The organism is Alloprevotella rava (assembly GCF_014195585.1).
GTDB classification, from domain to species: domain Bacteria; phylum Bacteroidota; class Bacteroidia; order Bacteroidales; family Bacteroidaceae; genus Alloprevotella; species Alloprevotella rava.
This window is the reverse complement of the sequence record NZ_JACICA010000001.1, coordinates 252275-277188: the sequence shown is the minus strand read 5'-3', so window position 1 is coordinate 277188 and position 24914 is coordinate 252275. Positions and strand designations below refer to the sequence as shown.

Here is a 24914-nt window from a genome sequence, read left to right as displayed (position 1 = left end):
AACTACAATAGTTTTCACTAATTACCAAATTTATAGACACTTATAATTCGTCGAGCTCACATTAATATTAACAACTTATGCATTTGCGAACGCTATTATTGACCTTGCTTATCGGAGTTTCTAATTCTATTTATGCTCAAAAGATTCGCGTCAGCGGCGATGTTTGCAATATACTGACGCAGGAAGGCGTAAATCGTGCCATCGTCAAACTTATGACAACCGACAACTCTACCGTTTTGGCAACAGATACCACACGCTACCGGTTGATTACCGAGAAGGGCGATAACTGGGAGAACACGTTTGCTGATAAACAAAGCGGAGCCGTTTTTTCCTTTATCGTTCCAGCCATGAAGGAATATTTGCTCGTGGTGGAAGCGAAGGGCTTTGAGGAATATCGGCAGCAGGTGGTGCCCGAAGCGGGAAAAAGAGCGGTCAGTGTACCACACGTCTATCTCCGGCCCAGAGCCAAAGATATTCAACTTAAAGAGGCTGTGGTAAAAGCTACACGCATCAAGATGTTTTACAAGGGTGATACCCTCATTTACAATGCCGACGCCTTTAACGTGGCGCAGACCGAATCACTACGCAAACTTGTCCAGCAATTGCCCGGTGCGGAGATGACGGATGGCCAAATACGTATCAATGGCAAACGGGTGGACAACCTCCTTGTTAGCGGCAAGGATTTCTTCCAAGGCAATATCCAAGCTGCGCTCGACAACCTGCCCGCCTATATCGTGAGTCGTATCAAGGTCTACGACAAAGCCGGCGAGCAGTCGGAACTCACCGGTCGGGACATGCACGATGAGAGCTATGTGATGGACGTACGCCTCAAGCGGAAGTACATCGGCATGTGGATGGCCAAACTCTCTGCCGACGGTGGCACAGATAACCTTTGGGGTGGCCAAGGATTCCTGATGCGCTTCGACGACCGGCAAATGTTTACCGTCAACGCCGACATCAACAACTTCAATCAGAACCGGCAGATGATGGATATGGCCAACACGCAAGAGAATTATCCATCAGGAAGGGTCAGCACCAAGACCATCCGCTTCTCTTATTATATGGAGCCCAACAAAACTTGGCGCTTCACCTCCGGTGGCTCCGTCAGCCGCAGAGACACAGAACAGCAGAGTTGGCAAAACAATGAAACGTATCTCACGCCTCGCAACCTCATGAGCCGCCATGCGGAACACATGAATGGCGAGGATTTGACCGCCTCGGTCTCCGCCAGCCTTCGCGCCCGCAAGTCGCAGCGATGGCAACATTCATTAAGTTACAACTTTGACTACACCCGCAAGCGTAGCACCCGCGACAGTCGCAGCCTCTCTTATTACTTGCCCGCCAAAGCTGCCTGGGAGGGAATCTCACTCGACAGCATCATACGCCTTGAAGAAAAAGAAGCGGGTAAAAACGCCCTGCTGTACAGTTTGGTCGACCCAAGCCTATCCCGTTCACGCAGCCTAAGCCACCGCCCTGAATGGCACTCCTCATTTGTTTTCGGGACCGATATGTTCAACTTCAGCGCCGCACTCAAACACGAGGAACAAACTCGGCACGACTTTTCCAACTATCGTCTGATGACCTATGCCGACGGAACTACCGACGCACGCCGACGTTACTTGTACCAAAGTGATGACCTTCTGGACTTCAGTTCCGAACTGAACTGGATGCACCGATACGAACGGCTGCAACAATACAACGGCGTGGTAAAGCCCTTCTTCCGGTATTCCCATCGTCACGGCACAGCTAACCACCCCGAATATCGCCTGGAACGCATGGCGGAGTGGTCCAGCCAGCAAAGCTGGGAACTCGAAAGTCTGGGACGTCTGCCCCAGACCGAATGGCAAACGCTCTGTCTGGATGAAGCCAACAGCTATTATTCCACCGAAAAAGAACACAAAGCCGAAGCCGGCGTAAATCTGTCGCACAAGATACTCTTTGAGGGCGGAACATCCCTGCAGATTGAAACCAACGCAGCCTTCTACTACCAGCGCCGCATGCTCGACTACGACCGCGAGGGCTGCAAATACAGCCCGCAGCGCGAGGGCTTTTTTTTCCGTCCCAACCTGACGCTGAAATGGAAATACGAAAACCGTGAAGGGCGCACCTGGATGCCGGAATGGGATGCTAGTTATCAAGGCAAGCCTGCCATGCCCGCATTGACACAACTCCTGCCCATCCGCGACTCCTCCGACCCCTTGAACCGCTTTGTAGGCAATGCTGATCTTGGCAATCCGTTCACCCATGAATTGAACACGACCTACCGCCTGCAACATGTTAAGAGCGGTCGCTCATTCAATATCAATGCCATCTATCGCCGCCTTCACAACGATATTGCCACACAATCTGTTTTCGACCCGGCCACAGGCATCCGCACCTATCAACCGGTCAACACATCGTGCACCCATGCCCTGCGAGGGCGCGTCGAACTCTCATCTCCACTTGACGGCAAACGACGCTTTTACCTTACCGCTTCGCTTTCTGCCGATTATTATCAAGCAGAGAAATTGTCTTTCCTGACAGAAGAAAGTGCGGCAACAGCAGGACTGCTTCGCAACATAGGATTTACGCCTTGGCTCGCCCTTCGTGTCACAATTGGCAACAAATTCCGCTTTTACAGCCGTTGGAACACGACTTTCCGTCATGCCTTCCAGCCCGGTATGAGCGACAGTTATCGTGAGACGGTACTCTACGGCGACATCAACTACACGCTGCCTTGGGGCATCCAGCTCGCCACCCTCATAAAGAGCACTCTCTACGCCGGCAACAGCCAGGCAACGCTCAACCGCACTGTAACCAACTGGGACGCCACGCTCTCAAAGTATTTCCTAAACGACCGTCTCGGCATCCATATCAAGGCGCACGACATCCTGGCGCAAACCAATAACTTCAGTAACGAGGTAACCGCTACAGGACGCATAGAAAGCTATACCGACGCGCTGCCCCGCCACCTGATGCTCACCGTGAGCTATGATTTCAATTGGGTGAGAAAAAAGAAACAGTAAAAAAATAATGAAAAAGATTCATATACCAGTGGTTAGCGTTCTGCTGCCCGTCTATAATGCTGGGACGTATCTCCAAGAATCTGTGACAAGTACCTAAACCAAACTTTCACATCTTTTGAGTTGCTAATACTTGATGACGGTTCGACCGACGGATGTACCGACTTCTTGGATCATATTGCAGACAAACGTATCCATTTGATAAAGCAGAAGCATAACTATATAACCTCAATTCGGGATAAGCAGTACTTCTTTTTCCTCAAAAAAGTTTTAATAAAAGCCTAAAAAGAGAATTGTTTTTTGTGTATTTAACGTGAGTTCGACGAATTCACGTTAATATAAGCAGTAAATTTAGAGCATCAATAATATGGTCTACGGCTTTGCAGTCCGTGCAACAGCCGCAAGCAACAAACAATTATCAGACAACAAGACTGCGTTCCGATTTCACTTGGCAACTGCCTTGGGATGTCGAGCTTCAATCGGATATAAATACATTGATATATAAAGGTTATTCCGAACGTTCTATCAATCAAACAGCCATTCGATGGAATGCCTCCTTGCACAAATACTTCCAACTTTCGCATGGTACATTATCGGTCGGATTTAAGGTATACGACATCTTACACCAAGCAAATTCTCTGCAAACATCCATCGATCAGTTCTCTCGCATAGAAAACTACACGAATGTGATGCCTCGCTACGCCTTGTTATCTTTGGTATATATGACAAATTGGAGTAGCAAAAAAAGAAGTAAAGAATAATGAGATTACCACACTATATACAGAATGATGCAATGGACTGTGGGCCATCTTGTTTGCGTATGATTGCGAAGTAATACGGACATTATTAGACGCTACAAACACTGCGCAACAAATGTTTTATAACTCGAGAAGGAGTATCACTCTTGGGAATTTGTGATGCAGCAGAAAGCATTGGTTTTCGTACGAATGGCGTTAAACTTACTTTAAGCCAATTAGTAGAGGAAGCAAAGCTGCTGTCTATATCTCCCTCCTCTAACAGAAAAAGGACACCCCGTTTTGGAGTGTCCTTTTATGATATTGTAGCGTCAGAAAGTTTTAGTCTTCCTTAGCTTCTTCGTCTTTTTTAGCTTCAGCTTTTGCTTGTTGACGGATTGCCTTGATCTTTTCGGTAATCTCAGAAAGATCCTCTTTTAGGCGAGCCACCTTCTTCTCAATGTCTGCAACAAGAGAATTGCCGGAAGAAGATTTTGCACTGAAGAAAGAAAGGTTCGTTTCGTAGTTCTGAATCTCGGCCTTCTTAGCTTCGAAAGCTGCTTGGAGACGTGCGCGTTCACGATCAAGTTCGTTACCAACCTTCTCGCTTACCTTACGACGAAAATTGTCTACATGGCGGCGACGTGCTGAGACATGAAGCTGATCATAGAGCTTGTCGCAGATAGCACGATACTGCTGGTAGATTTCCTCTTTCTTGCGGAAGGGAACATGGCCTGTCTCATTCCAACGTGCTTGCAAGTCGCGCACTTTTTGCAACAGATCATCGCCAGTTTCAGTGAGCAAGTTGGTAAGTTCAGCTATGATAGAGTTCTTCTTCTCGAGATTAGCTTCTTCCTCGCGTCGCTGGTCGCCAGTGGCTTCGTTCTTTTTGTCGAAGAAATAATTGCAAGCTTCGTTGAAGCGTTTCCAAATGGCCTCGCTCACCTTGTGGGGCACAGGACCAGATTCCTTCCATTGCTTTTGCAGTGCAATGAGTTTGTTGGTCGTAGCAGCCCAATCTGTGCTCTCTTTGAGGGCTTCAGCAGCCTCTGCCAATTTGTTTTTCACTTCGATGTTGGCACTAAACTTCTCGCGTTGTGTTTTGAAGTGTTCGGCCTTACGCTGGAAGAAACGATCGCAGGCGGCGCGGAAACGTTCGAAGATTTGCGTATTGTCTTTTTTCGGAGTAAAACCAATAGTGCGCCATTCAGCTTGCACCTCCAGTACGCTCTTGGTGAGTTTGTCCCAGTCGGTGTTACCCTTCACATTATCAACGTCGATAGCTTCCACTTTTTCGCAGAGCGCGGTCTTGAGTTTAAGGTTTTCTTCTTCCTTCTCTTTGAGTGCTGTGAAATGGTCTTGATGACGCTTGTTCACCACTGTTGAAGCCTCCTTGAATCTATTCCAAACTTCCTCGCGGTGCTCTTTATCAACAGGACCTATCTCGCGAAACTCTTGGTGGTATTGCTGGAGCTGATGGAAGGCAGAAATCACATCAGATTCTTCTGCTAATTTTTCCGCAGCCTCACAGAGGCGCAATTTTGCTTCGAGATTCTTTTTAAAGTCGTATTGGCGTGCTTCATAGTTGAGATGGAGCTGATCATAGAACTGCTCACAGTAGAGCTGATAAGTTTTCCACAGCTCAGTAGCATTCTCAGCCGGAACCTGCTTAATCTCTTTCCATTCAGCTTGAAGCTGTTTTACTTTTTCATAGTTCTTGTCGGCCTCTTCAGGAGAAGCGGCAGCCGTTTTGATTTCCTCAATGATGGCTTGTTTGCGCTTGAGGTTTTCCTGTTTTTCAGCCTCCTCTTCAGCCGCTGATTTGGCGCGAAGTTCGCGAATCAGATTGTATTCTGCCTTAAAGGTTTCTTCATCGGCATCGGGAGCCGGCTTGAAATCTTCAGCAGCACCGCCGTTTTTAACAAATTCCTCGCGAGCAGCCACAACTTCTGCGCTGTGATAGCGATAGTAAGCCTGCTTGAGGGCTTCGAGGTCGGGGCGACGAATGTTACCACCTTCTCGGGCTATTTCTTTCAGACGCTCCAAGACTTCTGCCTTAGTGGCGGGGGCGGGGCGTTCGGATTCAGCAACCTGGGCTTGCGCCTCAACAGCTTCTGCCGCTACGGGGGCAGTTTCCTTAGATTGAGCCTCTACAGACTCGTTCTTTACTTCTTCAGTAGTCTTGTTTTCGTCCATTGTAACAACGTATAAACAATTTAATGTGAGAGAGATGTAAATTTTCTTCCGATGTATATACTTTAACAAGGGGACATAGCATCGGACACTTCTTTTTTATCATTGCAAAAAAAGTTATTTTTTATGTATTGGCAAAGTTTTTTCAAATCTTTTTGCCTTTTATGAGCCGATACAAGGAAAAAACGGATACTTTTCATAGAAAAAGGTGCAAAGACAGTTGCACTTCTTGTTTGTTTTCTCAACAAGAGTAGAAAAACTGTCTTTGCACCTTCTTTTTATATATAAGGTATAGGGCTGTGTCTCAGCCTTATGGTTTCAAATCCATGTGCGCCTGCGGAACAACCAATAGAAAATTCCGGTGACAATGAGCGAGGCGGCCACCACAATGGGGAAGCCCCACAACCATTCCTCCATGCCATTGAGAAGGTTCATACCGAAAATACTCGCGATAAGCGTGGGGAACATCAAGATAATGCTAACGCTGGTCATCTGCTTCATGACGCCCGACATATTATTGTTGATGATGTTGGCGTAGGTATCCATCGTCGAATCAAGAATGTTTGAATAGATATTGGTGGTTTCTCGCGCCTGGTTCATCTCAATGTTGACGTCCTCGATGAGGTCGGCGTCCAACTCATCCACGGGGAGTTTGAACTTCAGCTTACTCAGCAGCGTTTCGTTACCACGAATAGAAGTGATGAAATAGGTCAAACTATCTTGCAGGCGGCTCAGACCGATGAGGTCCTCGTTGTCGATGCTGTGGTCGAGGTTGCGCTTGGCGTCTTCAATCAGCACGTTGATTTGTTTCAGGCGTTTCAGATACCACACCGCACTGGAAAGGAACAATCGGAATACGAGATCGACGGAGTCAGTAAAACCACTATTGCGTTTCTGCTGATAGCTGACGAAATCAATCATCATGTTGGTTTCGTAGTTGCACACCGTCACGCAAATACCCTTGTTGATGATGATACCAAGTGGGATTGTTGTGTGCGGGGTACGGCTTCGCACTTCCTTCACATAAGGAATACGAAGGATAATCAGCGTCCAACCCTCGTCATATTCGTAACGAGAGCGCTCATCCTTATCTCGGATGTCGTCAAGAAAGTAAGTAGGAATTTCGAGTTCGTTGAAGAGAAAATCTTCATCGTCGGGAGAGGGACACGTCACCTGTGTCCAGCAGTTTGGTTCCCATTTCTCAATCGTGCGCAGGCCTTGATTGATATTCCAGAATGTTCGCATTAGGCTTTCCTCCAAGTTTGTTACGACGGGGAAACACCTTAGAGCGAATCCCTGTCTTGTCAATCGTTATTTTCCGCGTGATAATCGTCCATTTGTGGTCGGTAGAGAAGCGATGCAAGCTCCAAGATTGATATTTCTTTCAACTTTTTAGAGGTCGTTGGAGAAACATCGGAGCTGGGCACAAGCGCCACAGAGCATTGTCTTCGTCTGTAATTTGGTTTTAGTGCTACAAAAGTAATGCTTACGGCTCGAAATAGCAAACGAAAGACTGAAAAACCAATTTTTCTCTAAGCAACACGTGCCTTTATCTTGTCCCTGCTTACTGCCCTTTATCTTTACAATCGACTTTTTTAATGTAGAATCAGGAATCTTAAAAAGTATTTCAAAAAGAGTTGAGTAGTTGCAAAAAAGAGTTGTTGTCACAAACTTTTTCTCAAATTTTGAGAAGAAAAAGTGGGAGACGCACCTTTTTTCTACAGATTTAATGTTCAACACGTGCCGAAACGGCACTTTTTTCCTTATTCTATCAGCTGACACAATAAGGTTGTCAGCTGATAGCCTTATTGTATTTTCAAATTTCCTTATTGTATCTACAGGCAGCCTTATCGGGCAGGTCAGAGCCGTCGGACTCTTCTGACGAGCATCTTACTTTAAGTTGGATTTCGAGCCATTCTCGAAGCCATAAAATACGAATATTTTTGACGAGAACTTTTGAAGGCACGAACATATTATCGCTACTTCCGAAACAGCCAAAGACATTGCTAATGGAGAATGCTCCTATTGGGCAAAAAAACTGTCCGCAACACATATTGCTATGAGTTGCGGACAGAGAGGGAGGAGATGTTTATATATTTTTAGCAAGTAGAGATTATTTGTATCTCAACCATTTTATCATCTCTTTGAGAGAGGGTTTCTTACCATACATCAAGATGCCAACACGATATATCTTGGCGCCTACCCATACCATGCCGATGGCAGAAGCATAGAGAAGCACGATGCTGAGAGCTTCCTGCCAAAGAGGAACACCGAAGGGGATGCGCACCATCATAACGATGGGAGATGTCAGCGGAAAGATACTTGCCCAGAAAGCTAAGGGACCGTCCGTATTGTTAACGCTATACATGGCGGCATAAAGTCCGAAAACCATGATAAGCGTGACGGGCAGCACGAACTGGCTACTATCTTCTTGCTCATTAACGCTTGCACCTACAGCAGCAAAGAAACTTGCATAGAGCAGGTAGCCTCCGATGAAGTAGAGCACGAACATCAACATCAGTTCCAGATAAGGCAGATTCTTCAAGGCGGAGAGAATCTCAACAGTATCGCCCGACACTTCGCTCATAGGCATCTGCGATGCTGCTCCCATCATAGGCTGAGTCGCAGCTGCCGACTGCGTGACTTCAGGACCAAAGATGGCTGTGGCTACAGTGAGGATAATCGTGAACAAAATACCCCAAATGATGAGTTGAACAAAGCCAACGAGGGCTATACCTATGATTTTTCCCATCATGAGCTGGAATGGTTTGACGCTGCTCACCATGAGTTCGACAATGCGATTGGTTTTTTCTTCTATCACGCTTTGCATCACCATACCGCCATAAGCCATGACAAACATATAGATGAGGAAAGTGAAGATGAAACCTGCTCCGATAGCTATTTCAGTATTGGAGGAAGTAGCTTGTCCCTCTTTGTCCCACTTCACTGTGGAAATACTAATATCTCGATCTATGTCGTCGATGATTTTGTCCAATTCTGGCACACCAGAGGCGGCAAGTTTGTCCTTGCGCACTTGCTCATTGATTTGCGACTCTACATAGGAGAGCAGACCTCCCGAAACTTCTTTCCGACTGAAAATGGTGATAGCGTTCGGGTTCTTACTCAGATCGGCCGTTATGTTCACAACGGCTTCAAAAGAAGAGCTGTCGGACTTCATATCGGGAAGGACTTTGGGCATCAGCACAAAATGGAACGTTTGCGTGTCCTTCAGCACGGGGAAATAGTGGCCCGTATTGTCGACAACGGCAATGTTGGACTGCTCATCGTTCTCGATAGTGGAAAGCCACAACGGCACCATCACGAGTGCGGCCAGAATAAACGGCATCAAAATCGTGAGTACGATGAAACTCTTCTTCTTTACGCGCTTCAGAAATTCGCGCTGGATGATAATCAGAATTTTATTCATGATGATGCTTGCTTATTTGTTTTCAATTTGTTGATCAGCCCAAGTGGCGTCTTGGCCTACTACGTTGAGGAACACATCGTTCATCGTGGGCATTTGCTCGGCAAAACTGCGGATTTCAACTTGGCGAGCTAAAGTTTCCACCAGTTGGTTGTTGTCCACAGTCTCTGCTTTGCGCAGCGAATAGCGATGAACGCCGGAAATACTTCTGTTGCCGATGATGCTAAACACGCCGTCGAGAGGTTGGAGAGATGCGCTGGTGGTCACGAGGTCGTAAAGCCCAGTGCGGAACTGACTCTTCACTTCTTGCATATTGCCTTTGAGCACCACCTGGGAGTGGTTGATGAGCGCGATGGTATCGCAGATTTCTTCCACACTACTCATATTGTGAGTGGAGAAGATAATGGTGTGGCCCTTCTCCTTGAGTTCGAGGATTTCCTGCTTAAGCTGCTCGGCATTGACGGGGTCGAAACCAGAAAAAGGCTCGTCGAAAATGAGCAAATCGGGTTCGTGGAGCACCGTGATAATGAACTGCACTTTCTGAGCCATACCCTTGGAGAGTTCCTCTAATTTCTTGTTCCACCAAGGCATGATGTCGAACTTCTCAAACCAGTTGCGGAGACGCATCTCGGCTTCGCTGCGCGAGAGGCCTTTTAGCTGTGCCAAATAGATAGCTTGTTCGCCCACTTTCATTTTCTTGTAGAGTCCACGCTCCTCTGGCAGATAACCTATGCGCTGCACGTCGGTGGGCTCTTGCAGTCGGCCATCAAAAAAGACTTCTCCCTGATCGGGAGCTGTTATGCGGTTGAGGATGCGGATAAGGGTGGTCTTTCCCGCACCATTCGGACCCAAGAGTCCGAAGATTTGGCCGCGAGGTACTTCCACACTCACATCGTTGAGTGCCGTATGTTTGGCAAAACGCTTCACAATGTGGCGAGCTTCTAAAAAGTTGTCCATAAATAAATGAATGCTTATATATTGTTATTGTATAGGCGTACCCTTGTAGAAATCAAGGATGATGTTGCGAAACAAGTATTCGTACTGAGCATTGATGCGGTTGGTCTGTGCGGTGGCATACTTTGTCTTTTGCTCGTTATATTCTGTGGCATTGGCCTTCCCGTATTCAAACTTTTTTGTCATCATCACAAAACTCTCACGCGCCACTTCTTCTGCGCTGCGCGAAGCTTCGTATTTCTTCTGTGCTGCAACGGCGTTGTACCAAGCTGTTTGTATCTCTTTGTACAATTCCTTCTGCGCCTGATCGAACTGCACACGCTGTCCCTCGTAGTTGATCTTAGCCATACGGATATTATTGCGAGTTTGGAAGTGGTCGAAGATAGGAATGTTTAAAGATATACCTATACTCTTATTGAAGTTGTCTTTGAACTGACGTCCAAAAGCGGGATTTGTGCCTCCATTGACATGGTAATAAGAAGTACCTATACCGCCGTTGAGAGAAAGAGTTGGCCAATAGCCTGCACGGGCTATATCGATGCTTTTCTGCGCGCTTTCGATACGCAACTTCTGTGCAAGGATGGCGGGTTTACTCATGACGGCTTCTTCAAATATCGCCTCCGGATTTCCTCCTACTGGCTGTGGTTGCATCATTGCGGGCGCGATGACATCGAGGGAGTCGGGCGTGCTCATCTCTATGAGTTGACTCAAATCGAGCAGTGCCAATTTGTAGTTATTCTCATTCTGAACAAGTGCAAGTTCGTCCTGCGCCACAGTGTTCTTGGCTTCGTTCACCGCCAGTCCGCTTGCTTTCTGCGCTTCATACACTCTCTGAATGCGGCTGTACTGAAAGCGGCTGAGCGAGAGTTGCTCTTTTGCCACACTGATCATTTCTTTCTGATAGAGCGCTTGCAGATAGGCTTGAGCAATCTGCACACTCAAGTCCTCACGCACTTTCTCTAAGTCGGCCGTAGCAGCTTGGAGATTGAGTTCTGCCTGCTTCTTCTGGTTGGGAAGACGAAAACCTGTAAAGAGTGGCAGAGAAGCACTGACATTTACACCTGTGCTGGCCGTGTTGCGGCTCACATAGGTGTTTTGTGCCGTCAGACCGCGCCCGAAACTAAAGCCCTGATTTGCGCCGCCACTTACTTCGGGCAATCGAGCATTCTTGGCCGTTGAGAGGTTCACTTCTTCCTGCTGACGCTGCAGAACGCTTCGTTTCACTTGCACGTTGCGATTGAGCGCATAATCGATGCACTCACGCAGCGTCATAGGTTTCTGAGCCACTGCCGTTAGGGACAGCAAACTCATTATGGATAGGATGATTCGTTTCATTTGTTTTGGATTTTAAGCATAAGCTTCAAACTGTGAACTACTCCTTATTTTCCGTCAGCTCCTTTACTGGCTTGAATGGATTCTTGAGCTTTCTGATTGCCACGTACTTTTTCTCCTTTCTTCAAACCGGAAAGAATTTGGATATACATACCATCGCTAACGCCAACCTTTATCTCGCGCTTAGCAAACGTCTGCGGTGTGGCAGCCGTAAGCACCTGCACATAGGCGCGACCGTTCTCGTAAGTCACTGCACCTTCTGGAACAGAGAGCACATTGGTCAGACGCTCCAGCACAATCTCGGCATTGGCGCTGTAGCCTGAACGAATGTAGACTCCGTGGGGCATCTTCACTGCTGCCTTGATTTCAAACTTATTGGCGCTGGATGTAGTGGCTGCTTCCACCTTCGGAGAGATGTATTCCAAAGTGGCCGTAAATGATTGGTCTTGCAGAGCGCCCACCGTAATCTTCATAGGCATTCCCGTATGAACGCGGCCCACCTCGGTCTCGTCTATCTGACCTTTGAAAATAAGGTCGCCCATGTTGGCAACAGTGGCAATCGTCGTACCATCATTGAAAGAGTTCGACATAATCACGCTGGTTCCGACTTTCACGGGGATGTCAAGAATCAGGCCGTCCACAGTGGAGCGGATGAGCGTGGTGCTCATCTGTGCCTGAGAGCGCGACACGCCGTTCTTTGCAATCTCGTAGTTGTCGTTGGCTACAACCAGTTCTTCCTTGGCTTGTCGGTATGCCTGGCGTACTTTGTCATATTCGTCGGCCGACACCAACTGCTCATCATAAAGTTTCTTTTCACGCTGATAGTCCACCTGCGCTTGTTCCAGATTGATAGTAGCCAAACGCACACGGCTTTCAGCAGAGGAGAGCGACTGCATGTCGGGAATCACCTTTACTTTAGCGATAATTTCGCCTGCTTTCACTTCTTCGCCAGCCTGTTTGCAAAGTTCATAGATAACGCCCGAAATTTGCGGTTTGACAAGGACTTCGTCGCGCGGCTCAATGTCGCCAGTGAGCACACTGGTTTTCTCAAGTGTGCGCTCCTGCACATCGTAAGTTTCATACTCTATGACTTCTGGCTTCGACTTCTGATAGAGGAATACAAACATTCCGATGAACAATACCACTGCTACAACTAAGAGCAGGATTTTAAAGAACTTCTTCATAATATCTTTTGTTTGTTATTTACTGTATTAAAATGATGGATTTGTATCATTCGTCCGTCAAAGCCTCAATGGGCTTGATGGCTAAAGCACGCAAACTGGGGGCTACACCGGCCAGAGTGCCGAGCATCATTAAGACGCCAAAGGCAGACAGGGCCATACCAAACGATAACTGAAACTTAGCTTCGACGCCCGTACTGGCAGCAATGCCCATCTCCACTCCTTGCAAAATCAGAACGGAGATAACGATACCCAAAAGGCCTGCAAACAGGGTGAGCACCATGCTCTCGGCCATTATCTGCCAGAGAATGTTGGAGGGGCGGGCACCAATGGCGCGGCGAATACCAATCTCCGTGGTGCGCTCCTTCACAGTGACCATCATAATATTGGAAACTCCAATTGTACCTGAGATGAGCGTGCCGATACCAATGAGCCAAACGAGGAAACGAATGCCAGCGAAGAGATTGTCAATGACTTGGAACAACTTCTCTAAGTTGATAGAGAAAAGCGCTTGATCGTCATCGGGTGCAATAAGGTGTTCTTCTTTTATCACTGTATTCACCGCTTCTTCAATCTCTGTAACGGTGTGTCCAGGGGCCGCAGTGTACACCAGCATATCGGCACGGTCGCCTTTCTGGTAGATTTTCTGAGCCGTAGTAAAGGGAAGCATTATGGTTTGCTGCGAATTACCACCGCCCGTACCGACGTTCGACTTCATATTACTCACGCCCACCACTTCATAATAGATAGAATCCAGCTCAATAAACTTCCCGCAAGGGTTGGGCGTATCGGGGAACAGTTCCTCGCGTACGCGCATACCAATGACACAAACCTTTCGCTCTTGATCACAATCCGTCTGATTGATAAAGCGCCCATATATTATATGAGGATTCTCCATAGCAGCATATTCAGGGTTCACGCCCTTCACTGTTCCATATGTAGTTTTATCCTTGTAACGAGGTGTTGGATTCTCTCCCAATATCACTGGTTCGCAAAGGTCTATGCCCTTCACTCTATGTTTGAGCAATTGAGCATCAGCAGCACGCAAATTCCACTGACGTCCGCTCTGCAAACCTTTATAAGTCTTCGTTGTCTGCCCAGGAATGAGAAAGCAAGAATTTTGTGCAATTCCTTCAAAGTTTTTCGCCATCAAACTTTCCAGTCCCTGGCCTCCACCCATCAGCAGCGAAAACATAAACAGTCCCCAGAATATACCAAAAGCCGTTAGGAAACTTCGCGACTTATTGCGCATCAACGTTTCGAACGTCTCCGACCATTTGTCTAAATCGAATATTCTCATAATTTTAATGTGCATTAAGTGCTTCAATTGGTTTCACTCTCACAGCTTTCCACGCGGGAAAGAAACCTGCCACCAATCCAGCAACTATCAATACGAACAAAGCCTCTATTGCCACAGTCATATTGACCGTTGGATTGAGAAATGTGTACATCGTTTGGTCGGCAATAGTCATCGTTTCCTGTCCTGCTGTAGCGTTGAGATATTCCGTCATCAGAATTCCGCACACAAGGCCTATATAGCCAGAGATAGCTGTGATGATGACGCTTTCGAGCAAGACGCTGCGCAGAATGCTCCACGAACGTGCACCCAGCGCTTTGCGGATGCCGAACTCATGGGTGCGCTCTTTCACTGTAATAAGCATAATATTAGAAATGCCCACTACTCCGCTGAGCAAAGTCAAGAGACCGATGACCCATAGGGCGGTATTGAGATACCCCATAGCTTTGTCGGTTTCTTCTTCTCCAACAGCCGTATTAAACATCCATATTGCTCCTTCGTCTGTGGGAGAAAATGAGTGGAGTCCAGCTTCTGCCTTTTTGAAATCGCGTTGGAAAATACTGTCGCTGGCTGCATCGGAGATATTTCGCGTTTGGAGCGTCAACTGATCCACCTTTTGCCCAGTCTTATAAATGAGTTGCAACGTTGTGAAAGGAATGTGTCCTTCCATTCCTCCGAAGCGGCCTTCATCGCTAAAGATTCCTACTACAACATATACATTACCGTCCACGCGCAACGACTTTCCGATGGCGTCGGAAACAATCGAAAAAAACTGCTTCGCCGTTTTCTCGCTCAGCACAATAACCTTGCGGCGCTCTTCCATATCTTTGTTGTTGATATAGCGCCCATAAATAATTTTGAGTTTATTGATATGCTCATTGGCAGGATAATAGCCTCCGAGCGAAGCTGAGAAAGAGCGGTCGCCATAGCTCATCGTTCCGCCGCTGAGCGAAATTTGCCCAGCAGCTTCCGTAACGCGGTCGCTGAATTGTCCGCTGGCCATACGGATATCGCGGTTGTCGAGTTGAATTTCTCTACCCTTTTCCCAACCACCATACGCTTCGTCTGTTATTCCAGGATACACCTTCACAACATCCATAGCCATTCCGCCTCGATTGGCTTTGAAGGCATTGATAAGTCCGTTGCCCGAACCAAGCAGCGTGATGAGCAGGAAGATACCTACGCTGACGGAGAGTCCCGTCAGGGCTGTACGCAGCTTATTAAGCTTCAGATGCGTCCATATTTCTCCTAAATCGTCAAACACAATCGTTTTGTTTTTTGGATGAATACTTCCTTATTTCAGATAGGGCTGACCTTCCATCGTCTTGTTCTCTTCAATCTTTCCGATGATACCGTCCTTGATATGAATCACTTTATGCGTACGATAGGCCACTCCGCTTTCGTGGGTCACCACCACAATGGTCATGCCCTTTTTCTCATTGAGGTCGCGCAGCAGCTGCATCACTTCCTCGCTCGTCTTTGAGTCGAGTGCGCCGGTAGGCTCATCGGCCAAAATTATCTGGGGATGAGCGATGATGGCGCGGGCAATGGCCACACGCTGCTTCTGACCGCCGGAGAGTTCGCTGGGCAAATGGTGCGCCCACTCCTTCAAGCCCAAACGCTCGAGGTATTCCAGTGCCAGCGCATTGCGTTTGCGACGACTCACACCTTGATAGTAGAGCGGAAGAGCCACATTCTCCATAGCGTTCTTAAAGGGAATGAGATTGAACGATTGGAAGATAAAACCAATCATGCGGTTGCGATAATCGGCAGCCTTCGTCTCGCTGAGGTTTTTTATCAACACGCCGTTGAGCAGGTATTCTCCTTCGTCGTAGTTGTCGAGGATTCCCAGGATATTGAGCAAGGTAGATTTGCCGCTACCACTGGCTCCCATGATGGACACGAACTCTCCTTTCTTTATGTCAAGAGAGATACCTTTCAACACGTGTAGGGGCTGTGCGCCTTGATAGGTCTTATGGATTCCGTCAAGGTGTATCATCGTTGTTTGTTCCATTCTGTTTGGATTTGGTTAAAGTCAATTCCGAGCAACTTCATTTGTCGGAACACTTCGGGTAAGGTTTCCTCCATGAATTGCTTGCGGTTGGATTCGCGGATATGCTCTATCGCGTCGGGCGACACGAAATAGCCCATACCGCGCTTATTATAGATTACGCCTTGGTTAGACAAATAATCGTAAGCCTTAACGGCGGTGTTGATATTCACCTCCAAGAGCGCGCTATATTCGCGAACGCTGGGAATACGCTCGTTGGAAGAAAACTTCCCAGCAAGGATCTCTTCGGATATTCGCTCAGCTATTTGCAAATATATGGGATTTGCGTCTTTGAAATTCATAACACAATCATTTTTTCCTACATTTTTTAGCTCAGGGCGTGGCTCTCAAGGAGCAGCACTACTGGCAAAAATTTAGAAGTAGCGATACTGAATGACCTGCTTGCGGCAGAAAAGCCAGTAGCTAAGGGAGAAAAATACTGCTGCACTGAGGGCTTGCAAACCGAGAACAACAGGAGCAACATATTGCAACGAGATGTGTCTCGGTATATACAGCCAAAAATCATAACTCATCAAAGAGAAGGCTACAACCACTACTCCTACAATAAATTGAATGATGAAGCCCAACAGAATAATCTTCATAAAGGGATGCTTATTGAAGAGCGCACTGGCAAACATATTTGAGGCTATCGCGTTGAGAATAGAGAGAAATATATATAAAAATTGAATCGTGCTTAGCGAAGTATAGGGACCTTCATCGAAATTCATTTGAATAAAAGTCAGTGTTACAGAGGTCCAGTTCAAGAGCAAGCTGGGATAATCTTTTCCTAACAGCCAACCCAAGAGTAGCCAAAGAGCATCGGTTATGAGATACAGGATAATAGCAAAAAAGATATACCCAAATGTTAGGATAATAAAGCGAGAGACAAAACGCTCGGTATTGGTTGCTGGCAGCATACCTGCGGCGATACGCCCGCCCCGTGTTGTCTGGTCGGCACACAATCCAGCACACACATAGGAGAGTCCGGAAAGAGTGATATAATAAATAAAGATATTCAAGGAGGCTGCCAGTGCCGCAGGGTTATTAGAGGAGGATACTACACCACGACCAAACCACACTACAAACATATAGAGAGAGAAGAGCACACCAAGGGTGATCATATATCCTTTTTTGTTCTGACCAAGGTCGCGCTTGATAAGCAGGCCGAGGCGCTGAAAACTGAATGATTGCATATTCGTATTGTTTAAGTTAAAAAGATTGTTCTTGACTATGTAGGAGCTGCTGCCGATTCTTTCAAGCGCGCAAATGCTTCAACAAGTCTTTTTTTAGCATAAAAGCATTGAAGAGTAGTTCCAGATTGATGGGCGTATCCTTTGTTCCATCGTTCGGAACTACCACAGCCACGCCTTGCAACGAGGGCTGAGCATAGAGAGCATCATCTACGGATGCGCCCATCGGGCGGAACTCGAAAGCCAACTGCTGTGCAATCTCAGCCACGGAGGCATTGAGGAAAACTTGCGAATTGTCCATGATGATGATATGGTCGAGTAGCGAATCGATGTCGCGCACTTGGTGAGTGGAAATCACAATCGTTTGCTCCTCACTCATGTTGGAGGAAACCACCTTGCGGAAAATGCTTTTCGAGGGAATGTCCAGACCATTAGTGGGCTCATCCATCAGAATGAGACGCACCTGCGTGGCGAGCGCAAAACTCATAAAGGCTTTTTTGCGCTGCCCCATGGAGAGTTGGTCGAGGCGCAAATCATCGGTGAGTTCAAAATCGGACAAACATTGCTGCAACACCTCTTGAGAGAAGCGCGGATAGAAGGGAGCGTTCAGTTTGACATAGTCGCGAAGGCATACAGCGGGCAACTCCACTTCTTCAGGCACGAGAAATATCTCGCCAATAATCTGGGGCTGATGCGCACGAGGGTTGCCGCCCATCACCTCTACCGTGCCGCCTTGCGGCTGCAACAAACCACACATTATATATAATAATGTACTCTTTCCCGTACCGTTCTTTCCGAGCAGGCCATAAATGCAGCCTGGCTTTAGTGAGATGGAGAAATCTGTAAACACTGGGCGATACTTCCTCCCATAACTGAACTGAAGATTCTCTATATTTACCATAGTAGTTTGAGTATAATAGTGTACTACTTTAATATTACACTGCAAAACTAAATACTTGTTTTGAACTCTGCAACTATTTAGAGATATTTTTTTCAAAAAACTTTTTGCGGCACAACTGAAATCTTCTCCAACCGCGCAAAGAAAAGGGCCGCTTTCCTTGATTTTGTCTAAAAACTTCTGAATCTACGCGGCCGAGAATCGCTTGAAATCCAACTTGGAATAGAGATGCCTGCAAAGAAAGACTGCAGAACTGTCCGCCCAATAAGGTTGCTGACAAATACAATAAGGCTGTCGGCAAACACCCTTATTGCGTCAGCCGACTCCCTTATTGTGCTGGCTGACAGGATAAGGAAACCGACGGAGAAGATTCCTCTTTTTCTCCAACAAGAATCATTTTTTAGCTGGACACAATAAGGAAATCTGAAAATTCCAACTAAAAATCGAAAATTGAAAAGCTGAAATTTTTGGCCACATATCCTCCTAATAATAAACAGCCTCTGTTTTAACATTTAGATGAATAAGGCCGTATGTAAACAGAATAGGCAGTAAACGTAGTCATCTTTATATATACGCGCGTAGCAAATAAGACCGTCCAACCATCGAAGAAAGAAAAAAATTAGGTCGCATACGATTTTTTTTGGCAGAATACTTGCACGGTTCAAAATAAGTATGTAATTTTGCATCAGTTTTAAGATTGTAACGATTACAAATAATAAATCATGTCAAATAAGCAAGACACATACGACTACCTCCTCAAGCACGGCATCAAGCCCAGCATCCAACGCTTGGCAGTGATGGGCTACTTGCTGGAACATCGTACGCATCCTGCTGTTGATGAGATTTACAACGCACTGAAAGCAGAAGTCCCCACCCTTTCTAAGACTACAGTTTACAACACACTGCGTCTTCTCGTGGACAACGGGGCTGCCATGATGCTCCATATTGATGAAACAAAATCTTACTTTGATAGTAACATGGAGCCTCATGCACATTTCTACTGCACACAGTGTGGGCGCATTTACGACATCCCAGCCACCACGCGACGGATGCGCAACAGCGCCGATCTTCCACAAGGTTTTTCGGTAGCAGAAACGGAGCTAACCTTCCGAGGTGTATGTCCCCACTGCGAAGAAACAAAAGCATAACATAACAATTTAAAGATTTACTACATTATGAAGAAAAAATTCGTTTGTACCGTTTGTGGCTATGTTCACGAAGGTAATGAAGCACCGGCAGAATGCCCAGTATGTCACGTTAAAGCTGACAAGTTCAAGGAAGTGAAGGAAGACGAACTGAACTTTGTTGTTGAGCACAAGATTGGTGTTGCAGCTGACTGCGACGAGGAGATGAAGAAAGACTTAAATGCTCATTGGATGGGTGAGTGCAGCGAGGTAGGTATGTACCTTGCTATGAGCCGCCAGGCCGACCGTGAAGGCTATCCCGAAATTGCTGAAGCTTTCAAGCGCTACGCTTTTGAGGAGGCTGACCACGCTTCAAGATTCTGCGAGCTGCTCGGCGACAATGTTTGGGATACTAAGACCAACCTTTACAAGCGTATGATTGCAGAGTCTGGCGCATGTGAAGATAAGAACCGCATTGCTAAGCGCGCTAAAGAACTGGGCTTGGATGCTATCCACGACACAGTTCACGAAATGGCACGCGACGAAGCTCGCCACGGACGCGGCTTCGCTGGTCTCTACAAGCGTTATTTCGACAAATAAATTCCTCTTGGATTCTCAACAACTGCCACCTGTTATCTCACAGGTGGCAGTTTTCTTTTTCAGCTCTCTCAATAACGCCCAGTGCTTTCTGCTACATAGCAGCCATATTTATTAGAAAGAAACACTATCCTTTATGAGGAGAAATCAATATCTTTGCGAAAAATTATTGCACAACTATGGCACAAGGAAAAGTTGACGCCCTGCTGGGCATTGTCTTTGGTGACGAAGGCAAAGGAAAAGTTGTAGACTACTTCACACCGAAGTACGACGTCGTTGCACGCTTTGCAGGCGGCCCTAACGCTGGCCACACCATCATCTTCGAAGGAAAAAAATTTGTTCTCCGCTCTATACCCTCGGGGATCTTTGATGAAAACAAGGTGAACATTATCGGCAACGGCTGCGTCATTGCTCCCGACCTCTTTATGGCCGAGGCAAACGAACTCGAAACAGCTGGATACTCGCTTACAAACCGCCTGCACATCAGCAAGCGCGCACATCTCATCCTGCCAACCCATCGCGTGCTCGACCGCGCTTATGAAGCGGCAAAAGGCGAAGCAAAAGTGGGAACAACGGGTAAAGGTATCGGCCCGACTTATTCAGATAAAGCTGCCCGTGTGGGACTTCGCGTTGGCGACATCCTCGACAATTTCCAAGAGAAATACGAAAAGCTGAAAGCACGCCATATCCAAATCCTCAACGACTTACACTTCACCGACTACAACATTACGGAAGAGGAGAAGCGCTGGATGGAAGGCGTGGAATACTTAAAGAAATTCCAACTCTCAGATACTGAAATCGAAATCAACCGCCTCTTGGAAGAGGGCAAAAACGTCTTGGCGGAAGGTGCACAAGGTTCGCTCCTCGATATAGACCACGGAACTTACCCCTTCGTTAGTTCGTCGTCAACCACAGCAGGTGGTGTTTGCTCGGGTCTGGGCGTTGCTCCTCGCCACATCCATCGCGTTTTCGGCATTTTCAAGGCCTATTCTACGCGCGTTGGCTCAGGTCCGTTCCCCGTTGAGCTCTTCGACAAAACTGGAGATACTATCCGCCACATTGGCAATGAGTACGGTGCAGTCACAGGCCGCAACCGCCGCTGCGGATGGGTTGACCTCGTGGCTCTGAAGTATGCCATCATGATTAACGGTGTTACGGATCTCGTTATGATGAAGGGCGACGTGCTCGACAGCTTTGAAACCATCCGCGTGTGTACAGCTTACAAGAAGGGCAACGAACAAACTACCACGATGCCTTACGATACAGAAGGCTGGGAGGCAGTTTATGAAGATCTTCCCGGTTGGAAAACACCGCTTACCGAAATTCGCGACGAACGCGACTTCCCTGCAGCTTTCCAGTCCTATATCGACTATTTGGAGCGCGAACTTAACACGCGCATTTCTATTGTCAGCGTAGGCCCGGATCGAGAGGCAACAATCATCAGAAAGTAAAAAGCGACTCACTCCCCCATTGCGTTTCAACGCAAACGGGAAGTAAGCACCACTACAATAAGGACAGCCACAAGTTCACAAGAACTCTGTGGCTGTCCTGCTTTTCTGCCGTTCAATCGCCTTCGCCCACTTTTTTGTTGTCACACTGTTGTCACGGATATAATACTTACTCTTTCAAACAGTTAAGTCCTAATCGTGACGATGTGACGACGTGACAACAAAAAAAATAAGTCATAGGGAAGAGAGTGTGTGCTCCTACTTATACATTCTCTCGTAGTATTCTTGATAATCTTCCCCGCTCACGTCTTCAATCCAATCGTGGTGTTCGAGATTCCAGCGAATAGTTTTCTCTATGCCTACTTCAAAGGTCGTTTCGGGGAACCAACCTAAGTCGGCCTTTATTTTTGTGGGGTCTATGCCATAGCGCTGGTCGTGGCCCAGTCGATCTTTCACGAAACTGATAAGGTCGTCGTTGATCCACTCAAGGCCATCTTGGCGCTTCAGCAGAACACGGAACTGCGGATTCTCTTCCATCAAGCGGCGAATAGTGCGGATGATGATTTTCACAATCTGGATATTCTGCCGCTCATTGTGGCCGCCCACGTTGTATATACTTCCGTCTTTGCCCTTCGTAACCACGAGGTCGATAGCCTTACAGTGGTCTTCCACATAGAGCCAGTCGCGAACATTTGTTCCCTGCCCGTAAACAGGAAGTTGCTTACCCTCAAGGATATTATTGATAATCAGCGGAATCAGTTTCTCGGGGAATTGATAAGGTCCATAATTGTTGGAGCAGCGCGTAATGCTAACGGGCATTTTGTAAGTGTCATGATAAGCACACACCACGAGGTCGGCACTTGTCTTTGAGGCACTGTAAGGGCTGTGCGGTTGTAGCGGAGTTTCTTCTGTGAAAAATCCCTCATCGCCCAGCGAGCCGTAGACCTCATCAGTAGAAACCTGATGGAAGCGAACACCGGACTGCCAAGTGGGATAGCCTTGCTCATCTTTTCCCGTCACCCACGCGCGGCGAGCACAATCGAGCAGATTCTGCGTACCGAGAATATTGGTTTGAAGAAAGAGTTGTGGATTCTCAATAGAGCGATCTACATGACTCTCTGCGGCAAAGTTTACCACCACATCAAAGCGATATTTCGTAAAGAGCTCATCCACCAACTGACGGTCGCCGATGTCGCCACGCACAAATTCGCACCTGTCGTGGTCGATGTCCTCAGCAATTGTGCCGAGATAGCCCGCATAGGTCAGCAGGTCAAGAACAACCACGCGAACATCCTCATATTTCTTGAGAATATACTTCAAATAGTTTGCGCCGATAAAGCCGGCAGCTCCTGTCACTAAATAAGTCTTCATAAAATCTGTTTTATTTATGACAAAAGTAACAATGTAAAGTGACAACTACAACTATATTCGTTGAAAACAAGCTTTTCGCACCTATTTATCTCTTCTAAACTGCCGTTTTATAGGAGAAAATGATGCTCTTCTCTTTCAAAAGCATCCGGTCACCCCTTTTGGAGAATGCTACAAAAATTCTTTATTCCTTTTCCTTTCACGGCAAAAAGCCTACCTTTGCGCCAGTTTCAGGATTTATAGTGGTCTACGCTCGCCCATCCCGTTTCCTAATCAAGAAAATTATGGCAGTGGACAATACCTCAACTCTGCTTATAGCTGTTGCCTATCTGGCGTGTGCTGCATATATAAACAGAATTCCACACAAAACGAGAAGAGCCGAAAACAACAGAGAAAACTCATCACTTCATAAACAAACCATTTCGCAACAAGAACTAACGCATAAATGAAAGCCTACAAAAAGCCCCAGAACAGAGTGATAAACATAAGCACAAGAAACACGTTCGCTGATTTCATTGTGTCTAGCAAAGAAAGTTTTGAGCAATGGTCTCGCCAGCAAGAAACGCATGGCGACATCCTTGATGGATCCACTGAAAGCTCCGACTTCCAGCCTTACACCTCTTGGAAAGACTTGGACTAACAGTAAAAAAACATTATTAAACATACTTCTACCAACAGCGGGAAGCACCTTCGGGAGCTTTCCGCTGTTCGCGTTTTCTGACGAAACTATCCTATTCCACAACACAAGAGGAGCTTTCCTTTATTGCTTATTTTGAATCGCATAAGGAAATATCGCACACAATAATGTAACTTTGCAAAAAATCAAGACTATTATGGGACTTCTTCAATTCGACAAGTTGCCGGTCAACAACCTTGTAGGGGCTGACTGGAACACTTATAAGGAAATTCTTCAAGGCCGCGAAATCGACAAGGGCTATCGTGGAAAATATCGCCTCACTACTGCCGTTTGCCGATTGCTATCCACGCTCGCACCCATACAAGAAAGGCGTTACCAAAAACGTTTGGCCAACCAACCGCTGAAGCACGATCCCGTGTTCATTCTGGGCCACTGGCGTTCTGGAACGACCTTTGTCCACAATGTTTTGTCCTGCGATAAGCACTTTGGCTATAATACGACCTATCAAACGGTATTCCCCCACCTCATGATGTTTGGGCAACCATTCTTCAAGAAAAATATGTCGTGGCTCATGCCGAGCCATCGCCCAACGGACAACATGGACTTGGCTGTCGATCTACCGCAGGAGGAGGAATTTGCTATGACAAATTCCATGCCCTACACCTATTATAATATGTGGTACTTGCCGAAGTACTGGCAGGAATATGCCGACAAGTATTTGCTCTTCAAGGACATCACGCCGGAGGAACTCAAACGCTTCGAAGAGGAGTTTATCAAAGTCATCAAAATTGCCCTTTGGAACACCAGCGGCACGCAGTTTCTCTCCAAGAACCCGCCCCACACGGGCCGCGTAAAGGAGCTGATGAAGATGTTCCCAAATGCCAAGTTTATCTACTTGATGCGAAATCCATACACCGTATTTGAATCCACGCGTTCCTTCTTCACCAACACCATTCAGCCCCTCAAACTGCAAGACATCTCGGAGGAAGAAATCGTGCAGAATATCCTGACGACTTACACGAAGCTCTACGACAAATACCAGGCCGACAAAGTTTGCATCCCGGAGGGAAATCTCATCGAAGTGAAGTTTGAAGACTTCGAGCAAGATGCACTTGCCATGACGGAGAATATTTACTCCTCGTTGCAACTCCCTGGTTGGGACGAGGCGCATACGGCTATCGAGCAATACGTCAATGCGAAGAAGGGCTACAAGAAGAACAAATATGCCTACAAACCTGAAACTGTCCGACTGGTCAATGAAAACTGGGGATGCGCCATAGAGGATTGGGGCTATGAGCGATTGTAAGTTGCAGCTTCTCCCACACAAGCTACCACGCAATTAGAAACAAACATCATCACGAGAGTTCCGCCCTACAATGTCTCCGTAGGACGGAACTCTTGCTTTTACTAAACCAGCACCAGAAAACTTGTAGGAGATAACGCAACAAAGCAAAGAAAACTGCCCTTTAATTTGACAACACACTT

21 protein-coding genes and 1 pseudogene are annotated in these 24914 nt (G+C 46.9%); 9 read left to right on the top strand and 13 right to left on the bottom strand.

The window, feature by feature from the left end:
* Window positions 1-83 precede the first annotated feature (83 nt).
* The 4 genes and pseudogenes from FHS60_RS01030 to FHS60_RS01015 all read left to right on the top strand — a co-directional run.
* Window positions 84-3005, top strand: a complete 2922-nt coding sequence (locus tag FHS60_RS01030) for an outer membrane beta-barrel protein (RefSeq protein WP_183693812.1) — start codon at window positions 84-86, stop codon at window positions 3003-3005.
* Window positions 3006-3125: 120 nt separating this feature from the next.
* Window positions 3126-3287: a hypothetical protein gene (locus FHS60_RS10495; RefSeq protein WP_183693809.1), complete on the top strand. Its 162-nt coding sequence runs from the start codon at window positions 3126-3128 to the stop codon at window positions 3285-3287.
* Between the two features lie 104 nt (window positions 3288-3391).
* Window positions 3392-3763: a hypothetical protein gene (locus tag FHS60_RS01020; RefSeq protein WP_221189613.1), complete on the top strand. Its 372-nt coding sequence runs from the start codon at window positions 3392-3394 to the stop codon at window positions 3761-3763.
* Window positions 3763-3996: pseudogene (locus tag FHS60_RS01015) on the top strand (cysteine peptidase family C39 domain-containing protein); the annotation flags it as partial. The gene FHS60_RS01020 and the pseudogene FHS60_RS01015, both read left to right, overlap by 1 nt.
* Window positions 3997-4078: 82 nt before the next feature.
* Here the strand turns inward: FHS60_RS01015 and FHS60_RS01010 are convergent.
* The 12 genes from FHS60_RS01010 to FHS60_RS00955 all read right to left on the bottom strand — a co-directional run bounded on the left by FHS60_RS01010 (window position 4079) and on the right by FHS60_RS00955 (window position 18258).
* Entirely contained in the window at window positions 4079-5932 is a 1854-nt protein-coding gene (locus FHS60_RS01010) for a DUF349 domain-containing protein (RefSeq protein WP_183693803.1), read from the bottom strand.
* 315 nt (window positions 5933-6247) lie between these two features.
* Complete coding sequence (locus FHS60_RS01005) at window positions 6248-7174, bottom strand: magnesium transporter CorA family protein (protein WP_009347323.1); 927 nt, start codon at window positions 7172-7174, stop codon at window positions 6248-6250.
* Between the two features lie 868 nt (window positions 7175-8042).
* Complete coding sequence (locus FHS60_RS01000; protein WP_183693800.1) at window positions 8043-9356, bottom strand: ABC transporter permease; 1314 nt, start codon at window positions 9354-9356, stop codon at window positions 8043-8045.
* 12 nt (window positions 9357-9368) lie between these two features.
* The gene (locus FHS60_RS00995; RefSeq protein WP_183693797.1) at window positions 9369-10310 is read right to left on the bottom strand and encodes an ABC transporter ATP-binding protein; all 942 of its coding nucleotides are present in this window, start codon (window positions 10308-10310) and stop codon (window positions 9369-9371) included.
* A gap of 24 nt (window positions 10311-10334) precedes the next feature.
* Window positions 10335-11642: a TolC family protein gene (locus FHS60_RS00990; RefSeq protein ID WP_244957385.1), complete on the bottom strand. Its 1308-nt coding sequence runs from the start codon at window positions 11640-11642 to the stop codon at window positions 10335-10337.
* A 44-nt stretch (window positions 11643-11686) separates the two neighbouring features.
* Entirely contained in the window at window positions 11687-12823 is a 1137-nt protein-coding gene (locus FHS60_RS00985; protein ID WP_183693793.1) for an efflux RND transporter periplasmic adaptor subunit, read from the bottom strand.
* A gap of 46 nt (window positions 12824-12869) precedes the next feature.
* Window positions 12870-14120, bottom strand: a complete 1251-nt coding sequence (locus tag FHS60_RS00980; RefSeq protein WP_183693791.1) for an ABC transporter permease — start codon at window positions 14118-14120, stop codon at window positions 12870-12872.
* A 4-nt stretch (window positions 14121-14124) separates the two neighbouring features.
* Window positions 14125-15381 carry an ABC transporter permease gene (locus tag FHS60_RS00975; RefSeq protein WP_183693788.1) on the bottom strand — a complete coding sequence of 419 codons (1257 nt, stop codon included), beginning with the start codon at window positions 15379-15381 and terminating at the stop codon, window positions 14125-14127.
* 30 nt (window positions 15382-15411) lie between these two features.
* Complete coding sequence (locus tag FHS60_RS00970) at window positions 15412-16116, bottom strand: ABC transporter ATP-binding protein (protein WP_183694333.1); 705 nt, start codon at window positions 16114-16116, stop codon at window positions 15412-15414.
* A complete protein-coding gene (locus FHS60_RS00965) occupies window positions 16113-16469 on the bottom strand; it encodes a GntR family transcriptional regulator (protein WP_183693785.1) in 357 nt (118 codons plus the stop codon). Before FHS60_RS00965 ends, FHS60_RS00970 begins: the two co-directional genes overlap by 4 nt.
* Before the next feature lie 72 nt (window positions 16470-16541).
* Window positions 16542-17360, bottom strand: coding sequence for a hypothetical protein (locus FHS60_RS00960; RefSeq protein WP_183693782.1), 819 nt, complete (start codon window positions 17358-17360; stop codon window positions 16542-16544).
* A gap of 61 nt (window positions 17361-17421) precedes the next feature.
* Entirely contained in the window at window positions 17422-18258 is an 837-nt protein-coding gene (locus FHS60_RS00955) for an ABC transporter ATP-binding protein (RefSeq protein WP_183693779.1), read from the bottom strand.
* A 719-nt stretch (window positions 18259-18977) separates the two neighbouring features.
* Between FHS60_RS00955 and FHS60_RS00950 the strand changes: the two genes are divergently transcribed.
* The 3 genes from FHS60_RS00950 to FHS60_RS00940 all read left to right on the top strand — a co-directional run bounded on the left by FHS60_RS00950 (window position 18978) and on the right by FHS60_RS00940 (window position 21427).
* Window positions 18978-19403: a Fur family transcriptional regulator gene (locus FHS60_RS00950; RefSeq protein ID WP_009347311.1), complete on the top strand. Its 426-nt coding sequence runs from the start codon at window positions 18978-18980 to the stop codon at window positions 19401-19403.
* Window positions 19404-19430: 27 nt separating this feature from the next.
* Complete coding sequence (locus FHS60_RS00945; RefSeq protein WP_183693776.1) at window positions 19431-19979, top strand: NADH peroxidase; 549 nt, start codon at window positions 19431-19433, stop codon at window positions 19977-19979.
* A gap of 176 nt (window positions 19980-20155) precedes the next feature.
* Window positions 20156-21427, top strand: a complete 1272-nt coding sequence (locus FHS60_RS00940; RefSeq protein WP_183693772.1) for an adenylosuccinate synthase — start codon at window positions 20156-20158, stop codon at window positions 21425-21427.
* Window positions 21428-21682: 255 nt separating this feature from the next.
* Here FHS60_RS00940 and rfbB read toward each other — a convergent pair whose 3' ends face one another.
* A complete protein-coding gene (gene rfbB, locus FHS60_RS00935; RefSeq protein ID WP_183693769.1) occupies window positions 21683-22795 on the bottom strand; it encodes a dTDP-glucose 4,6-dehydratase in 1113 nt (370 codons plus the stop codon).
* 442 nt (window positions 22796-23237) lie between these two features.
* Here rfbB and FHS60_RS00930 point away from each other — a divergent pair, with 442 nt between their 5' ends.
* Both FHS60_RS00930 and FHS60_RS00925 read left to right on the top strand, forming a co-directional pair.
* Window positions 23238-23432: a hypothetical protein gene (locus FHS60_RS00930; protein ID WP_183693766.1), complete on the top strand. Its 195-nt coding sequence runs from the start codon at window positions 23238-23240 to the stop codon at window positions 23430-23432.
* 193 nt (window positions 23433-23625) lie between these two features.
* Window positions 23626-24735 carry a sulfotransferase family protein gene (locus tag FHS60_RS00925; RefSeq protein ID WP_183693763.1) on the top strand — a complete coding sequence of 370 codons (1110 nt, stop codon included), beginning with the start codon at window positions 23626-23628 and terminating at the stop codon, window positions 24733-24735.
* Window positions 24736-24914: the final 179 nt, after the last annotated feature.